Below are 855 nucleotides of genomic sequence, written 5' to 3'. Positions count from 1 at the left end.
ATGGTGTTCAAGACGAAGGTGAACCAGGAATTCCAGGTGTGGAAGTAACAATCACGTATCCAGATGGAACAACAGAAACAGTTGTAACAGATGAGAACGGATACTATGAATTCCCGAACGTACCAAATGGAGAAAGCACGATTGAATTTAAGACACCAGATGGTTATATCCCAACTACAGAGAATGTTGGCGATGATACGAAGGATTCCGATGGAACGAAAGTAACGGTAAATGTTGACGGTAAGGATGATCCGACAATCGACAGTGGTTTCATCAAAGAAACACCTGTATATGATCTAGGAGACAAAGTATGGTTCGACGAAGATAAAGATGGTATCCAGGATGCGAATGAATCAGGAATCGAAGGTGTTACAGTAACATTAACGAAACCAGATGGTACAACAGTAACGACAACAACAGACGCAAACGGTAACTACATCTTCACAGACTTACCGAATGGCGACTACGTTGTAACGTTCGAAACACCGGACGGCTATAACGGTCCAACAGTAGTCAACGCAGGTGATGACGCATTAGATTCAGATGGTCAAGTTGTAAACGTAACAATTCAGGACGCAGATGATATGACAATCGACAGCGGCTTCATCAAAGTTAAGGTCGGAGACACAGTATGGGAAGATACAAATAAAGACGGTGTTCAAGACGAAGGTGAACCAGGAATTCCAGGTGTGGAAGTAACAATCACGTATCCAGACGGAACAACAGAAACAGTTGTAACAGATGAAAACGGATACTATGAGTTCCCGAACGTACCAAACGGAGAAAGCACGATTGAATTCAAGACACCAGACGGTTACATTCCAACAACAGAGAATGTCGGCGATGATACGAAGG

1 protein-coding gene is annotated in these 855 nt (G+C 43.2%); it reads left to right on the top strand.

Translation table 11 applies throughout. The annotated features are described in order from the left end of the window. The coding region (locus tag CD122_RS10130) for an SdrD B-like domain-containing protein (RefSeq protein ID WP_206167763.1) at positions 1-855 on the top strand (855 nt) is incomplete at both ends.

Source organism: Staphylococcus rostri (assembly GCF_002902145.1).
Taxonomy (GTDB): Bacteria; Bacillota; Bacilli; order Staphylococcales; family Staphylococcaceae; genus Staphylococcus; species Staphylococcus rostri.
The sequence above is the reverse complement of the archived record's forward strand: the minus strand, read 5'-3'. Positions and strand labels throughout refer to the sequence as shown.